Origin of the sequence: Leptolyngbya sp. BC1307 (genome assembly GCF_002286735.1) — a bacterium.
GTDB lineage: Bacteria > Cyanobacteriota > Cyanobacteriia > Phormidesmidales > Phormidesmidaceae > Phormidesmis.
Genome location: NZ_NRTA01000002.1, coordinates 51,102 through 66,297, shown reverse-complemented (window position 1 = coordinate 66,297; position 15,196 = coordinate 51,102). Strand labels below are relative to the sequence as shown.

Genomic DNA, 15,196 nt, shown 5'->3' with positions numbered 1-15,196 from the left:
AGACAGTATGCACTGGCTAGCCGTAGTTGTAGAGCCCGAGCTAAAAGATCCCTCGATTGAGGCCAATCTGCGCCAATTTTTGCTGGTGCTGTCAGTTTCTTTGGGCGTAGCCACGCTGTCACGGGTCCTTAGCATTCTGCGCAATATTCCCTATACCCTGCTGCTGCTGCTAGTCGGGTTGGGGCTGGCAGTTGTTGATGTCCGGCTCGTTAACCTTTCCCCAGAGCTAATCCTGTTTATTTTCCTGCCGCCGCTGCTGTTTGAAGCCGCCTGGAATATTCAGTGGAGCCGGTTAAAGAGCGATTTTGTGCCCATTTTGCTCTATGCCGTGCTGGGCGTCATCATTTGCATCATGGGTTTGGTCTTTGGCCTGCAGCAGTTGGCGGGCGCTTCGCTGGCAACCGCGCTCCTGGTCGGGGCTAGCCTATCGGCAACCGATCCGGTCTCTGTCACGGCGCTCTTTCGCGAACTTGGTGTAGATAAGCGGCTGACTACCCTGATGGAGGGCGAAAGCCTGTTTAACGACGGGGTCGCAGTCGTCGCCTTCAATTTGCTGCTGGGCATCGCTTTGGGCATTGAGCAATTTGATGTCACCTTGACTATCGCTCGCTTCGGGATTTTTGTAGGCTTGGGCATTAGCTTGGGCGGTCTGATCGGCTTTGGCATTTCATTTCTCACTCAGCGGTTCGATATTCCGCTGGTAGAGCAGTCGCTTACTCTGGTGTCAGCTTATGGCACCTATATCGTGGCGGAGGAGCTAGGCGGCTCAGGCGTCATCGCTGTGGTCACCACCGGGCTAATTTTGGGCAATTTTGGCTCCCGGATCGGGATGAATCCTCGTACGCGGCTAGTAGTGTCGGAATTCTGGGAGTTTCTGGCCTTTTTTGTCAACTCCATCGTATTTTTGCTGATTGGCGACCAGGTGCGCTTTGAGTATTTGATCGACTATGCCGACACTATTTTGTGGGCGATCGCCATCATCCTCACCGCTCGCGCCTTCAGCATTTATTCTTTGGGTGCTTTCAGCAATGCCGTGACCAAAAGTGAGAACATCTCCATCCCTGGTCAGACCGTTCTCTGGTGGGGAGGATTGAGAGGCTCTGTCTCAGTCGCGCTAGCCCTGAGCGTACCCGAATCGCTGGCCGACAGACAGGAAATTATTGCGGTAGTCTTTGGTGTCATGCTCTTTACGCTGCTGGTACAGGGATTGACCACTCAGCCGCTGCTCTCCTGGCTCAATTTGCTAGGTGACCAGCCCACCCGTCAAAGATACACTCAGCTAGTTGCCCACCGGGTTGCGCTCAACCGCGTGCTTGATCGGCTTAGAGAACTTATAGAGCGTCAGGAAGTAGACAAAGAGTTCGCCAGATATCAGATTGCCTTAGTAGAAGGTCAGCTAGAAGAGCTGCAAGAAGACCTCACCAAGCTGCAGCGCTCCAATCCCGAAATTCTCAACTTCGCCGCTGAGCAAGTCCGAAACGAGCTGCTAGCGATAGAATCAGACACCTACGCCGAATTCATTCGAGCCGGACAGCTTAAAGACGAACTTGCCCCCCTGCTGCAAGACGTGCTGCCGCAGGAAAATCCTGCCTAGTAGCCGCTAATAGCGCTTACTAATCACGAGTTTCCAATGTTTCGCGCTCTAGCTTCAACCGTTTTTCCAGGTTTTGAATCTCATCGCGTCGGGCAGCCGTTTCCAGTGCTCTTCGGCGTACTTCCTGAGTCTGCAGCGTCAGCGACTGTCGCCACTGCTCGGCTCGTTCTACCTCTTCTTTCATACTTTTGGGCGTCAGGCCCGACGCCAAATATTCAGAGACAAAGTCAACCACCCATTCAGTTGCATCTTTGACAGCCGCTACGCTCTCCTCATTACTCAGCTCTAGCAGCACCAAGACCTGCTCATTGAAGGGGATCTCCCGCGTGGTGGCAACTAGCTTGGGCGGCGTAATCGGTTCCCAGGTACATTCAGCCGTATTTACAGCCAATAGCTGGAGCTGGGTACTGCCCAATGAAGACTTGGCGTAAACCTTTGCTAGATATTGCATAGGTATAGAGATATTTAAAGAGGCATGAGAGATGCGCGAAGTAGCGAAAACCCTGAGACAGTCGCTTGTTTATCAAGATACCTTGCCTAGCACAAGAAACCTATAAATGGTTCGCTTGCTCCTTGACTCTTTAAACTTCGGTTTAAGTAGCTTGGCCAGACGCCAAAATTGCCCAGCCCATCTCTCTATGGCACTTGATCTCGGTGCTTAGTAGCACCGGGCATGTCTACCGTCCTAAAAGCAAACCGTCCTAGAATCAAACCGTCCTAGAAGCAAACTGTCTCAGAAGCAGATAGCACCCGACCGCCTAATTTTATTATCCCTCAAAAACCACGAATCACCTGAGCCAATCCCCCAAGAGCTTCGTCTCGCCGTTAGAAAAATTGCCTTAGATGCCTTGAGTTGCAACCCAAAGAGAACTCTATGGTCAGTGAGAAATGTGATGAGACGCTGTTAAAAGCCTGCCGTCTCTAAAAAATATTGTAAAAATACTACCTCTGAAGTGACCACCCTGTTATCGGTAGTATTGATGCTTCCTGAAGGTGGCGAACCTATTTTGAGGTTTGCTCGTCTAAGGGAACAGACGACCGAGGATGCTCAGGCTTAACAAGATCGCTTTTACCAGCTGCTTTTGCTTACCTTTGCTGTAGACAGTTCGAACTGCCTACGGTACAGGTTGCCATACAAAGACTATGAAGCTTATCAAGGTGCTGCTGCAGCTACGTTTCCGCAGTCTTTAGTGTTTTCTACTGCGATCGCCTGAAGCGTCACTTCTAATTTCTTTCAAGTACCGCAACAGTTTTACGCATATCATGACATCTAATTTAAACCTCGATTTGCAAGCTTCGGCTTTGCAACCTTTAGCGGCGGCCAGAGCCAGCCAACCTGCCCATGCCGCCGCCGGCAGATCCTACCAGCCGGATCTCGCTATTAAGCCGGGTTACACGCCTAGCTCAGAAAATGTTTGGCAGCTCACACCGCCATCGTCTGCCCCTGTGCAACAGCACTCTAATGGGGACAGCCTTGCAGCCGACGAAAAATTTAATCTCCTCAGCGCCTATCTTGACGACGAAGTTTCTGAGCAAGAGCGCTGTCTGGTAGAGCAGTGGCTATCGTCCGATGCGCAGATACAGCAGCAGTATCAAGCGCAAAATAAAATCCGACGGGCGCTGCGTGCCGGTCGGCGCTCATCGCCTATTGGGAATAGACAGTAGGCAGTAGACACCTGAGTGCAGGCTATCATTCCGATTTTTCGATGGCCTGACGAATCTTATTGAGATCGATATAGCGGTCAGTGACGTTACGCAGTTCGCGGGCGATCATGCCTTCTGTTGAGACCACGGTGATGTGGGTATTTTTCGAGCGCAGCAGCTCAATGGCGCGCTCGAAATCACCGTCGCCACTCAGCAAAACCACCCGGTCATACTGCTCAACCGTGTTAAACATGTCTACAACGATTTCAATATCCAAATTGGCTTTTTGAGAATAGCGGCCTGAGGTGTCGTCGTAATATTCTTTAAGCACCTTAGTGCGCACGGTGTAGCCCAGGCTGATCAGCGCATCTCGAAATCCGCGCTGATCCTGCGGATCTTTTAGACCGGTGTACCAAAAGGCATTGACTAAAGATAGCCCGTCTGTCTCGCTAACAAAATGTTCTAGTACCCGCTTAGGATCAAAAAACCAGCCGTTTTTCTGCTGGGCATAAAACATGTTATTGCCATCTACAAAAATAGAAATTCGATTTAGTGGAGTTGAGACCATAGCAGTTAAATAAGATAGTAAGATACGTGCTTGATTAAAGGGGTAACCCCCAATCTGATAAGGAAACTATCGGGGCTTATTGAATTGCCCTAAGTCCGGTTTAGTTGAAGACCCGGCATTGAAGCTAGCGCGATCGCTCGCCTGCTACTCGCTAAGAACAATCGCCCGTCCCAAAGTCTTAGCGATTGGCGCTTGTCTGTGGAATGAGGACTTTGGAGCGAGACCGGTTTGCAATCGGGCTCAGGGCAACTGATATGCCGGCAGCCATAGCCAAATATTAGGGCCAAATATTAGGGCCAAATATTAGGGCCAAATATTAGGGCCAAATATTAGGGGGGCGTTTAAAGGATTATCTGTAAATAAAATGTGCTGGCGAAGTAAGGATACAGGTAGATCAAGGTAGAAGCAATGATTAGAATTAAGCGGTATAAATCATTTGTATACTTGAATATTATAGGCTCTTTTTTAGAAGCAGGTACGTTTTGATACCGACCTTCCGCTCATGCCCGGTGATCGCAGCGTGAAACTTTTAGTGGCACAACGCTTTTGGGGTAACGGCGCTTGGCTGTAGAAGATGATAGTTGGCAGACAAAACCCTGATATAGACATGTCCAAACCTGCTCAATTGCGATCCACCTATCCGCCCTCTGCCAATGAGGCGACAGCAGCGCTCAATGCCAAAGATCGCTTAATGGCCTGGCCGCATCAGGCCATTTCTAAGCACTGGCGATTTACGCTATCTGCGGCTTGCACGGCGATCGCCGCTGGCGCAGTGGGTCTTAATCTAGGCATTGTCAATCTTTGGGAGCGGCAGATACAGGGTTTATTTTTTGAGCTTAGAGGCCCGGTAGACCCTCCAGCAGACATCGTAATTTTGGCGATTGACCAAGATTCGCTCTCTCAAGGGCAGTACTACTCAGAAGACCCGGCGCGGTATGCTGCGCTACAGCCGATTGAGTCTTGGCCATGGCAAAGGCAAGCCTACGCTCAGGTGATTACCCGATTGATGGATGCTGGTGCTAAAGCAGTGGCTCTAGACGTGCTGTTTACCGGCCCGAGTACCTACGGCCAGGCCGATGATGATGCCTTTACGGATGTGTTGAAGCGATACGGCGATCGCATCGTCCTCGCCGCTAACTATGACAACATCGATATCCGACAGGGCAATTTGTATCAGCCTTTTCTGCCACTCAGCCAGTTTCGCGACGCTGGGGCCGAAGTGGGTACTATCAATTTTCGTAAAGAGAACAACGGCCAAATTCACCGCCTGGGTCAAGAGTTTCTAGCTGAGCTGGAAATCACTGACCCCGATGTGTTTCAAGATTGGGCTGAGGCCGGTGAGTCCCGGCCTTTGAGCTTTGCCCAAGCGACTCTGCAAGCGGCTAGAGAGAGCTATCCTACTGACCGTCAGGAAAACATCTTTTTTTACGGCCCTGGTGGCACATTTGAGCAAACGCCATTTTGGTACGTGCTAGATGATGACCCCTGGCGAAATCAGCTCGGTTCAGGCAGCTTCTTCGAAGGCAAAATCGTCATCATTGGGACGACCGCAGCTGTGCATCAGGACTTTCATAAAACGCCTTTTTCTGAGAGCCTGCTTTATCCGCAGCCGATGGCGGGAGTAGAAGTGCTCGCCAATACGGTCGCGACCTTAAAACAAGATCGATCGCCTGTCCGATTGATTCGGCAGCCAGCTTTAAACGCGCTGGTTGTCTTAGCTTTAGGGCTGACAGTCGCCGCGCTCATGAACCGCACGCAAAGACCATTGAGACGAGTTCTCATTGCCGGAGGCGCACTCAGCCTGTGGACAGCGATTGGCTATAGCGCATTTGTAGCAGCAGGCAGCATTTTGACTGCCGGCACGCCGATGATTATGATCGCCGCTATCGGCTTGTTAGATTTTGGCGCTGGGTTTACAGCCGACCGGCTGAAGCGTAAGCGGCTGCGCACGACGCTGGCTCGCTATGCGACCTCACCTCTGGTTCAAGAAATTATCAGTCAGCAAGACGATTTTCAAGATCTGCTGGCGATCAACCGGACAGACCTGATTGGTAGCTTGCTGAGCGATCGCTATCGCATTATAGAAGTCTTAGGCGCAGGCGGCTTTGGTGAAACCTACAGAGCTGAAGACACGCTCCGTCCGGGCAGCCCCGTCTGTGTCGTCAAACAGCTCAAGATCATCAGCGACAATCCTAAGGCCCACCAGCTAGCGCAGCGGCTATTTGAAGCCGAAGCCACCGTGCTTGGAGAGCTAGGCGAACACAGTCAGATTCCTCGTCTGCTGGCCTACTTTGAGTTGCAAGAATGCTTTTATCTCGTTCAAGAAATGGTAGAGGGGAAATTACTGCGCGATCTCTTGTCTCGCCGTCAGCCGCTCTCCCAACGCGCTGTTGTCAGGCTGCTGCGCGACCTGCTGCCCGTCATCAGCTTTGTTCATTCACGCGGCGTTATCCACCGCGACATTAAGCCGTCAAACATCATTCATCGTCAGTCCGACGGCCACTATGTCCTTATTGATTTTGGCGCGGTCAAAACCATTTCAAACAAGCTAGCGGATGCTGGCGCACAGGTGACATCGACCGTGGGTATTGGCACTCAAGGGTACATGCCTAGCGAGCAATCTGCGGGTATGCCGACTGTTCGCAGCGATATTTACGCCCTGGGCGTTACCGCCATCGAATCTTTGACCGGTAAATCACCCCATGCGTTCAAGCGGAGTGAAAACGGCGAGATTATCTGGTCTCACACAGTCAAAGATATTTCGCCAGCGCTCTGTAGCATTATCAACAAAATGGTGCGCTACGACTTTAATCAGCGTTACGACTCAGTGCAGAGTGTACTGCATGACCTTGAGCAGCTTGACTATGAGCAGTTAACCGATGACCTGACTGTCACCGCTCCAGAGTTTTGGCCTGATCCCGAGGCAACCCACAATCAGGGCACGCGCCCCGGCGTAATTGATACCAATTCGGAGCTAGAAGAGACACAAATCTGGCCTACTGACTGGCCAAACAAAGCAGAGGAATCTGCAGAACCTGATTCTAGCCCAGAGGCTAGCAGTGACTAGGGCGGTAGCCAGGGCAATCGGCTCTAAGCTTATAGGGCCAAGCCTTAGGGGGCTCCGTTAAGCCTACTGCTGCCAGTCTTCCGGCTGGTTACAGCAACAAACCCGATGGGCCACCCTCAGCGGGAGCTGGCTCGACGACTTCAGGTGGTGTCGTCTCTTCAGGCATAACAGGCGGGGCCATCTCTTCAGGCATAACAGGCGGAGCCATCTCTTCAGAGATAATAGGGGCTGCCGATTCATCGATGAGCAGCTCATCGGTAATTGGCGCTACCTCTGTTGGCGATACTGGGGCGATAAAACCTTCGTCAGCCGGAGGCTCGACAACAATAGCCTCGCTAGGCGGGGGCACTACGACAGCTGTATTAGGAGGCGGAACTACTACGGAGCCCTCAGGGGCTGTGTCTTCGACAGGAATAATCACTTCCATATCTACAATCGGAGTGTCAGTACCAGCGCCAACACCGCCGTCCGTACCGCCGGCACCATCACCAGCGCCGCCGCTGCTGCCGGCACCATGACCAGCGCCGCCGCTGCTGCCGTTAGCACCGCCTGTTGTCCCTGAACCGACTGCACCACTATCCACGTTGCCGGTTTCTCCCTCTCCTTGTGATGGATTGTCTTCAGTCTCAGTTCCGTCAGGAGGCGCTGTTAGTGCAGAAGGCCGTAGCGGATCGATGGAATTAGTTGGCTCATCACCTGAACCCGAAGCAGTCGCATCCGAATCGCCACCGCCAGCGCCGGTAGATTGCCGAGACGGCGTAGCTGGAACATCGTTAGAGGGCCGAAACTTCTCTGTCTCAGTCGGTCTTACAGCCGCTGGTGTTTCACTTTCCTCTCCTTCTGAGTCTTCTGGTGATACCGTCGGCGTCAGTGAGTTGTTTCTACCGGTTGCCGGCTGTCTCTCTGCCGCTGAGCCGCTCAAGTAAGACTCAGCAGGAGAGCCCTGAAACTCGGGAACACTGATTTCCTCCTCGACGCCATCGATTTCATCGGGCTGGTCAAGTTCAGGAACATTTTCAGCGGCAGCTTCTACATCACCACTCTCTACCTGACTGTCTACCTGAATGCCCGTAGCTGGCGCAGGCGCAGCTGTCACAGGCGGGGTGGCTGATTCATCCGGCGCAGGCCGACGAAAAGAGTCAGGATTCTCAATGACGCCTTCGCCATTGAGTGGTTTTTGACCGGCGATCGCCTCTCTAATTTCCTGGCGCACCGCATCTAGTGCGTCAGATCCGGTTGAAGGAGAGTCAGTCAGATAGTTAAACCCTTCTGCTAGGCCGCTGCTCTGCCAGAAAAGCGCCCCGTCAAACTGGTAGATCTGAGTGATTTGCCCGCCCTCAATCACCCCAATTTCGTTAGCGCGAAGAGCCTGCTGCTCAGTTCCATCCCGATTGAATAAAACCATTGGGCCATCGGGATTATTAGTCAGTGCGCCTACGATCGTGGTGTCCGTCTCAGGAATGTAACGGACAAACAGCGCGGACCCCTGAATCCCAGTGACAGCGTTGGGTGTTTGAATAGTGCTACGGCCTCTGCCCGGTGGAATTAGCAGCAGCACGGTGCCATTATTTAGCTGAAAATTACGAGTATCAGGTGTAAAGCGAAAGGTCGCCCGCTCACCAATTCGCGCGAGCGAACCGTCATTGAAGCGTAGCTCAGCCCGAGACGACCGGGCGGTTCTCAGTGCGTCTCCAATTCCCAATACATCGTTAATGCTAGCGCGGCGCGCGTCTGCGGCGCGGGGGACTAGCTGCACCCGATTGCTCAAGAAATCTATCCGCGCCCAAGATAAGACCTCTTGGGCACTTGCTGAGCGAGGCAGCAGGAGAACGCCTACTAAACCAAATACGGCCGACAGCGCTCGTAGAGAGCGTGTTCGTTTGGAATGATACCCGTTCATAAGTCCCGTACGTAAAAAAGTTTAGCTAGAGAGGTGTACTTATCAGATAGGATAACTGCACCTTAAGAATTAACGTCTGACTAGCGTTAGATAAGTGTGTTCTGTATTCTCAGGCTGATCTGCCTAATTTTGCCGGATTTCCCCTGATTGCAGAGAGCAGATGCGAAGATAGCTGGAGCGATACACCGTGACATACCGGTCTATGCGACTGTTCTCTGCCATATTTTAGCCTTTCACAACGGCAATAAAAACAAAACTGACAAATTGAGGCCGGTAATTAAAGCGGGCATGAAGCAAGCCAAAACCAGCGGTAATAGCCTAGTCTGGTGTTGGCTTACTCATATTTACTTAACTTCAAGGCTTCGTCTAAGGCTTCGTTGTCAAGCCTCTCACTATTCCAGTGAAAACAGCGCTCAGTATAAGACGCCAAAAGCGGCTCAAAAGGGCTAATTTCAGTACGGCATGCAGCAGTACTCCATTGACTCAGTACTCCATTGACTAGCTTGTTAGAGCGATCAGGGTGCCTGGCAACCCGGCTACCTGGCCGTCCCCTAGATTGGCGTTGAGACGACTTGATATAGATAGCATTGGCCCATGTGGTTTTTCATGTTCCTGCCTCCAACCAAAGAAACAGCGCTGCTGCTATCCACACAGTCAGCTCTACTCACACTGCCACCTGCCTCTGTTTGGCGACGGTTGCTCCCATTAGGGCTAGGGCTCAGCGGTCTCTTTCATGCTTTTAGCGCTCCTGCCCTGGCGAACCCAACGTCTGCAAATCCGCCGTCTGCAGGGGCGTTCAGCGACGCTCATTTGCCCAGATTTGACCGCAGTCCGGCTGCTCTAGAAGAAGCTAGGTCGGGCCGCGCTACCATAGCGGGCCAAAGCCATCCCTCCTTACTGATGCTCTGCGACTTTCAGAGCTGTTTGTCAGCACTCGATCTTCATAATCAAGAGCCGGTCGCAGCGCCTGCCTTAGTTGCCGCTGAGCCAGGTACAGCGCTGAACAGTCGTTTTGATACGAACGCGCCTGGCTACTACTCTGGCTACTACTCTAAGGGCAGTCTAAATAACGAGGCCACTGCAGCCGATTTTGGCTTGCTCTATAGTGCTGCCGATATGGCTTTTGCTCATCTAGAGCAGCCAGTGGTGATCAGCGCATCGGCTGCAGATAACTCAGATGAGGTTATTTCTGGCAGAACTCAAGCAAAGACTGGAAAAGACCTGATAGAAGCTCAAGCGACGGTTGACAGTGAAATACCGGATTTGCTTTCTGAGGTACTCGCCCAAGCTGACATAGAGCAAAGCAGCGGTGAGAAGCTAGATGAGGAACTCGGTATCTTACGAGTTCGCCCGCTGCGATCGCGCGCTAACGAAGAGCTTGGCATTCTCCGCCTGCTGCAAACGGCCCAGGCCACACCGCCATCGCCACCGCCGCCGCCCAGACAGCCAACGGTTTTTCTCACGGGTCGCCTGGGTCTGTTCGACTCTGAGAATGCCTTCCGCTCTAATCCCAGACTAGATGAGCAGATTTACCAGTCGGGGCTGTCGCTGTATTTCTTTCCTAAGCTGTCGAGCAATACTAATTTGTATGCGATCGCCGAAACCAACCTGGCCCGCTACGAAAACTTTGACAGCGTTAATTACAACGAGTTAGAGCTACAGCTAGGTATACGCCAGCGTCTGCTACCGCGCACTTTTGCCCAAATCGGCTGGCGAAACCAGCGGCTCTACTCTCCCGGATTTGGAGACAAACTCTTCAGCGTCAACGCCATCGATACGCTGATTAGTCACCGCAGCATCCTAAATTCAAGAATGTGGCTAGACAGTTTTTATCAGGTTCGACTAGGATTTGCCAACCCTGATTCAGCCAGCCGCTTTCGTCAAACCCTGACCCTGTCGCTCAACTATGGCATCAGCCGCAGCCTACGCACTGGCCTGCTCTATCAGCTAGATTTTGACGACTACACTCAGGTATCTCGATTCGATACCTATCAGCAGGTGCTGGGCATCGTTAGCTACGGCATCACGCCCGAGAGCCGCATTAGTGTGTTCGGCGGCACCCGGTTTGGTCGCTCGTCCAGTCCGGGTGTCAGTTTAGACGACACCTTTTACGGCGCAGGGCTCAATGTCAGCGTGCCGCTCTTCTAGAGACGACCGACTTTGGTAGCACCGGACTGTTTTACCGCAGCCGATAGCTTTTCGAGCATAGTAGCCGTCGTGTCAATGTCTACACAGGCATCGGTAATGCTCTGGCCGTATACCAAGTCACCTAGCTGCTTAGGAATGGGCTGCTTCCCAGCTACCAGATGGCTCTCAATCATAATGCCCATCAGGTGTTGCGACCCGCCAGCGATCTGCTCAGCAATGTTTTCGGCTACCGCCACCTGACGGCTGTGGTCTTTGTTGGCATTCGCGTGGCTACAGTCCACCATGATCCGAGGATTGAGATTTTCAGCCGCCAGCACTTTAGCAGCGCTCTCGACGTGTGCAGCCTCATAGTTTGGCCCCTGCTTACCGCCTCGCAGCACCAAGTGACCGTCAGCATTACCCGTTGTAGAAACGATGCTGGCGTGACCGCTGGTATTAATCCCTAAGAAATGGTGAGGCTGACTAGCGGCCAGCATGGCATTAGTCGCAGCCTGCAGGTTGCCATTGGTATTGTTTTTGAAGCCTATCGGCATCGACAGCCCTGAAGCCATCTCCCGGTGGGTCTGACTTTCAGTCGTGCGAGCGCCAATGGCCGTCCAGGCGATGACATCGGCAATGTACTGAGGCGTAATCGGATCGAGCAGCTCAGTTGCCGCTGGCAGACCTAATTCAGCTAAGTCGAGCAGTAGCTTACGGGCTAGCTGTAGCCCTTCGTTAATGTCATAGCTACCGTCCAGATGAGGATCGTTGATCAATCCTTTCCAGCCAATGCTAGTACGAGGTTTCTCAAAATACACCCGCATCACCACCTCGATCTGGTCGGCAAATCGCTCTCTTAGCTTGACTAGCTGCTTAGCGTATTCGTAAGCAGCCTTCACATCATGCACAGAGCAAGGGCCGACGATCACCAGCAAGCGGCGATCTTCGTTGTGCATAATATTGCGAATGTGATCGCGCGTCTGCGCTACAAGAGCAGCGGCAGTTTCGGTGAGAGGCAACCTTTCGAGGATCTGATTAGGAGCAAGCAAGGGGCGGTTTTCGACCACGTGAAGGTCTTGAGTCTTATACATAGCTATAGCTGAGGTGTCTACCAATACAGATGAAGACCTCATCATTGTGACAGGTCACTGGCTAAATGTGGAACAGGGGTATCCAGATTCTGATAGATAAATTTAGAGTGTGCCCCTTTGGTCAGGGTATAGCCCTCCATATCATCTTTTATTAAGACTAGACGCTAAAAACCCTGCGCTTCTAGCTTAGCGATAAAGTCTGCCGGGGTGAGACCCTGCTCCAAATACTGCGGTGACTGCGGCTGATAGGGACTTTTCATCCGGTCAATCTGCTGAATAACCGCATCTGCGGGTAGGGCCGGCACTTCTGGATCGAACGCGGTGGGGCGTACCAGAGAACTGGAAAATCCTCTAAAGACAATCACCTGATCGGCTTCGCCCTCAATTTGAGCATGTACCAACAGCACTTCTTCAGGATGCTTGATCGTGTAGTTTTCTAGCCGAGTGGCCAATATTGCCGAATCGCTCATCGTCACTTAACGTCTATGCTCAAATCTATCTGCTTAAACCTATCTGCTTAAACCTACTGATGAAGCGCTGAGCGGCCTCGGCGACCTAGCTTAACAAATAAGAAGTAGCCGAGATAAGCGGCATAGATCACCAGGCCCACAATTCCCCAAAAGCCCAAAAAGCCTCTGGTGAGACCGGCATGGAAATAGTCTTTAAACATCAGCGAAGGCTCTAACCAGGGCTGACAAGCATCGCTATTAAAGAGAACGCTCGAAAAAGCGCAGCGGATAAACAGTAGCTGCACGATTACGCCTACAGCGCAGTAGACACTGATTGCCCAGCGCCAGGCATTAAAGCCTAGATTGAGCGATCGCTTGGGCTGCTCTCTAATCTCTTCATTGAGATCTACCCAAAACCATAGCCCTATCGGAATCAGTACTTTAGCCAAAAGAGCGGTGATAAAGCCGATGGGCAACCCACCAATCAGCAAGTAGACAGTGATCGCTAGTAAGCTCGCAACCCGCCAGTAAATCGTCAGCAGCAGACTGATCGGCTCAGACTTTTGCATCCATGACCAGACCAGCAGCGTCAGCGGAATAAACACGGCAAACAGCAGCGCCAGTCGGTAGTCTGTCCAAACCAGGGGACGCACCGCTAATGAATCTATTAGCACGTAGCACCGAAAGATAAATGAGCATTCATTAATGTAGCACCTACCGCGCGATGTAGAGCCATTTTGTCAAGCCCGAAGAGCCGCTTCGCTAACTGACAAGGTCGATGCGAGAAGGTGGCCAAACGCTAAGTCGGGGAAGAACCATGCCCTTTCAGGCAGCTCCCTCCCCATACTGATTGAGATAGTGCCTTGAACCAGTCTTGATAATGACCTGATTACGAGCCTATCTATATTTGTAGCGCGGCCTTCCTAGGGTCTATCCCTACGGCGGAGCCTATCTCTACGGCCTAGTTGTCGTAGACCCGGCACTCATCCGCTTCGGGATTATCGTCGCAGTACTTGTCAAAAGAAGACTTCACAGACGTTTTCTCGCGCTGATGAGAAGCTTCGGCCTGAAGTTCTTCAACGGCGTCCCAAGCAGCAGCGCAAGTATCGGAGTTGCTGCCATCGGTGGAGCAAGCTTCGCGGGCCGCTTCGATTTCGCTCTGAATTTTTTCTTTGATATCGCTCATAGCAAACCGTAATTAAGTAAATTGTGATGAGGTATGATTCTCCCTCATTCTAGCCTGGATAAAAGTCAAACTGCCGTATCATAGATGTCAGTTTGACAGCTGCTTAGAATAGAGGAGCCACAAGGGGCATTGGCAAAAGGCTTCAACTGAGCAGGCAGCAGAAAGCAAGCGCGATCGCTCTGCCTCAGGTGCTTAACGTTTCTAGCCATTCAAGCTTAAGCTTATTGCTGTCAATAGTATGCCAGAGCGCCCTAGAAAAATGCTCTACCCGTAGAATTGTCTTAAGGAATCTCCAAGTTATAAGGCAGGACAAGTTATGAAGTGGGCTAGCGCAATTTCGACCAGGGCCTCGCTAGAAACTGCGGTCAAAGAGGTGGCTCAGCAGGCTACGGAGCAGCTCGGAAAAGCGCCCGATCTGGCTTTGGTCTTTGTCTCGACGGCGTTTGCCAGTGAGTATGCGCGGCTGCTGCCTTTGCTCAAAGAAGAGCTGCCGACTGCCCGGATTGTCGGCTGTAGCGGTAGCGGGGTGATTGGCATGGCGGACGGCTTCCCAGAGGAAGTCGAGAAAGGGCCAGCGCTCAGTTTGACCCTGGCCTACTTACCCAATGTAGAGATTCAGAGCTTTCACTTCACCGAGCTTGACCTGCCTGATCTTGACAGTCCGCCCGCTCAGTGGAGCGATCTGATTGGGGTAGCTCCTGAACGCAATCCGAGCTTTATCTTGATGGCTGACCCTTTTTCGTCAGGCACCAGTGAGCTGCTTCAAGGGATGGATTTTGCCTATCCGGGGGCGGCGAAAGTGGGCGGGCTCGCTGGGGTTGAGAGCTTTAGCCGCAGCAGTGGCTTGTTTTGTGATGGCAGCCTGCATCGGGAGGGTATTGTCGGGGTAGCGCTGTCCGGTGAGATTGTGTTGGAATCGATTGTGGCGCAGGGCTGTCGGCCGATTGGCGATCTGTACCGGGTGAGTGAGGGCGATCGCAACATCATGCTGAAGCTATCGCCAGATGAGCTAGCGGACAACGGCCCCTCGCAAACGCCTTTAGAAGTGCTGCAAGATATTTTTCAGGGACTGGATGAAGCTGACCGCGAACTGGCTCAAAGCGCGCTGTTTATTGGCGTTGCCCAGAGCGGCTTTAAGCCCAGCCTGACCCAGCGAGATTTTTTGATCCGCAACCTGGTAGGGGTAGATCCGCGCAATGGGGCGATCGCCGTAGCCGACAAAATTCGCCCAGGCATGCGCATTCAGTTTCATATGCGCGACGCTCAGACTTCTGCTGAAGACCTAGAGAATAGGCTGCGCCGCTACCGGGTAGAGCGCTTAGAAGACAAGCTAGACAGTCAGGGGTCTTCGCCGATGGGGGCGCTGCTGTTTGCCTGTACGGGTCGGGGGCAAGGGCTCTATGACGAACCAAACTTTGACTCAGACCTGTTTGAAAAGTACCTGGGGCCTTTGCCGATTGGCGGCTTCTTTTGTAATGGTGAAATTGGGCAGGTCGGGGCGACTACTTTTTTGCACGGATTTACGTCGGTGTTTGGCATCTGCTGTCAGCCGGGTGACTAGGCGATCTCC

At 52.4% G+C, this 15,196-nt stretch carries 13 protein-coding genes; 6 read left to right on the top strand and 7 right to left on the bottom strand.

Annotated elements, in window-relative coordinates; translation table 11 throughout:
• Positions 1-7 precede the first annotated feature (7 nt).
• On the top strand, positions 8-1,594 hold the full coding sequence (locus tag CKL79_RS01675; protein WP_121968002.1) for a sodium:proton antiporter: 1,587 nt from the start codon (positions 8-10) through the stop codon (positions 1,592-1,594).
• 19 nt (positions 1,595-1,613) lie between these two features.
• Here CKL79_RS01675 and CKL79_RS01670 read toward each other — a convergent pair whose 3' ends face one another.
• Positions 1,614-2,045, bottom strand: coding sequence for a hypothetical protein (locus tag CKL79_RS01670; RefSeq protein ID WP_121967843.1), 432 nt, complete (start codon positions 2,043-2,045; stop codon positions 1,614-1,616).
• 812 nt (positions 2,046-2,857) lie between these two features.
• Here CKL79_RS01670 and CKL79_RS01665 point away from each other — a divergent pair.
• The gene (locus CKL79_RS01665; protein WP_121967842.1) at positions 2,858-3,259 is read left to right on the top strand and encodes a hypothetical protein; all 402 of its coding nucleotides are present in this window, start codon (positions 2,858-2,860) and stop codon (positions 3,257-3,259) included.
• Positions 3,260-3,284: 25 nt separating this feature from the next.
• Here CKL79_RS01665 and CKL79_RS01660 read toward each other — a convergent pair whose 3' ends face one another.
• Positions 3,285-3,806 carry an NYN domain-containing protein gene (locus tag CKL79_RS01660; protein ID WP_121967841.1) on the bottom strand — a complete coding sequence of 174 codons (522 nt, stop codon included), beginning with the start codon at positions 3,804-3,806 and terminating at the stop codon, positions 3,285-3,287.
• Between the two features lie 79 nt (positions 3,807-3,885).
• Here CKL79_RS01660 and CKL79_RS23000 point away from each other — a divergent pair, with 79 nt between their 5' ends.
• Together CKL79_RS23000 and CKL79_RS01655 are read left to right on the top strand one after the other, a co-directional pair.
• Positions 3,886-4,059, top strand: a complete 174-nt coding sequence (locus CKL79_RS23000) for a hypothetical protein (RefSeq protein WP_170943926.1) — start codon at positions 3,886-3,888, stop codon at positions 4,057-4,059.
• Between the two features lie 354 nt (positions 4,060-4,413).
• Complete coding sequence (locus CKL79_RS01655) at positions 4,414-6,873, top strand: serine/threonine-protein kinase (RefSeq protein WP_240518589.1); 2,460 nt, start codon at positions 4,414-4,416, stop codon at positions 6,871-6,873.
• 88 nt (positions 6,874-6,961) lie between these two features.
• On the opposite strand, the gene CKL79_RS01650 is transcribed toward CKL79_RS01655, so the two are convergent.
• Positions 6,962-8,773: a FecR family protein gene (locus CKL79_RS01650; RefSeq protein ID WP_121967839.1), complete on the bottom strand. Its 1,812-nt coding sequence runs from the start codon at positions 8,771-8,773 to the stop codon at positions 6,962-6,964.
• A 606-nt stretch (positions 8,774-9,379) separates the two neighbouring features.
• On the opposite strand from CKL79_RS01650, the gene CKL79_RS01645 reads away from it, so the two are divergent.
• Positions 9,380-10,921, top strand: a complete 1,542-nt coding sequence (locus CKL79_RS01645; protein ID WP_141242130.1) for a hypothetical protein — start codon at positions 9,380-9,382, stop codon at positions 10,919-10,921.
• Here the strand turns inward: CKL79_RS01645 and CKL79_RS01640 are convergent.
• The 4 genes from CKL79_RS01640 to CKL79_RS01625 all read right to left on the bottom strand — a co-directional run bounded on the left by CKL79_RS01640 (position 10,918) and on the right by CKL79_RS01625 (position 13,626).
• On the bottom strand, positions 10,918-11,991 hold the full coding sequence (locus tag CKL79_RS01640) for a 3-deoxy-7-phosphoheptulonate synthase (RefSeq protein WP_121967837.1): 1,074 nt from the start codon (positions 11,989-11,991) through the stop codon (positions 10,918-10,920). The two genes, CKL79_RS01645 and CKL79_RS01640, sit on opposite strands and share 4 nt — an antisense overlap.
• Before the next feature lie 164 nt (positions 11,992-12,155).
• Positions 12,156-12,461: a hypothetical protein gene (locus CKL79_RS01635; protein ID WP_121967836.1), complete on the bottom strand. Its 306-nt coding sequence runs from the start codon at positions 12,459-12,461 to the stop codon at positions 12,156-12,158.
• Positions 12,462-12,514: 53 nt separating this feature from the next.
• Complete coding sequence (locus tag CKL79_RS01630; protein ID WP_346427035.1) at positions 12,515-13,114, bottom strand: DUF3177 family protein; 600 nt, start codon at positions 13,112-13,114, stop codon at positions 12,515-12,517.
• Between the two features lie 287 nt (positions 13,115-13,401).
• A complete protein-coding gene (locus CKL79_RS01625; RefSeq protein WP_121967835.1) occupies positions 13,402-13,626 on the bottom strand; it encodes a Calvin cycle protein CP12 in 225 nt (74 codons plus the stop codon).
• 316 nt (positions 13,627-13,942) lie between these two features.
• Between CKL79_RS01625 and CKL79_RS01620 the strand changes: the two genes are divergently transcribed.
• Positions 13,943-15,187, top strand: a complete 1,245-nt coding sequence (locus tag CKL79_RS01620) for an FIST N-terminal domain-containing protein (RefSeq protein ID WP_121967834.1) — start codon at positions 13,943-13,945, stop codon at positions 15,185-15,187.
• Positions 15,188-15,196 lie beyond the last annotated feature (9 nt).